2 protein-coding genes are annotated in these 601 nt (G+C 53.6%); one reads left to right on the top strand and one right to left on the bottom strand.

Annotation, left to right across the window (positions count from 1 at the left end; genetic code table 11):
- Positions 1-189, bottom strand: a 189-nt coding sequence (locus PKF00_RS44945; RefSeq protein WP_271223764.1) for a hypothetical protein, incomplete at its 3' end; no start/stop codon positions are given.
- Between the two features lie 88 nt (positions 190-277).
- Between PKF00_RS44945 and PKF00_RS44940 the strand changes: the two genes are divergently transcribed.
- Positions 278-601, top strand: a 324-nt coding sequence (locus tag PKF00_RS44940) for a Ros/MucR family transcriptional regulator (protein WP_271223763.1), incomplete at its 3' end; no start/stop codon positions are given.

The following is a 601-nucleotide window of genomic DNA, read 5'->3' as shown; positions in this document are numbered from 1 at the left end:
GATTGTCCGGCATGACGACTCCTTACTCGGCTGCCCCGTGTGATAAGGCCCGCTCCCGTGCGACACAAGCCGGGTTTTCCGCCCTGCAGCGCAGATTTTCCGCCATCGTCTCAATTTGAGATTATTTGAAACTGCTGCAACCAACTGCTCCGGCACAAATGTTATTTGCCGCTTGAGCTTGAACTTCACATTGCCACATAATATCCAACATCCATCGATAATTTGAATCGGGCCACTATTCCGGCCCTGCCGCCCCCGAACGTTTGAAGGTTTGATCATGGCAGATGACAATTTCCCCGAAATCGACAAGGAAGAACTCCTGCGCATGACGACGGACGTCGTCGCCTCCTATCTGTCCCACAATTCCATGCCGGCCGAGCATGTTCCCGATCTGATCAAGTCGGTACATGCGACCATGAAGGACGTGTCGGAAACGACGGTGAAGCAGGAGCCGAAAACGAAGCCGGCCGTAGCCGTATCGAAGTCGGTGAGCGACGATTACATCGTCTGTCTGGAAGACGGCAAGAAGCTGAAAATGCTGAAGCGCTATCTGCGCTCGCAATATAACATGTCGCCGGACGACTATCGCCGCAAATGGAAC

The sequence above is a fragment of the Streptosporangium carneum genome (assembly GCF_027922005.1).
GTDB lineage: Bacteria > Actinomycetota > Actinomycetes > Streptosporangiales > Streptosporangiaceae > Streptosporangium > Streptosporangium carneum.
Note: the sequence above shows the minus strand (reverse complement) of the source record. Positions and strands in the feature narration are given on the sequence as shown.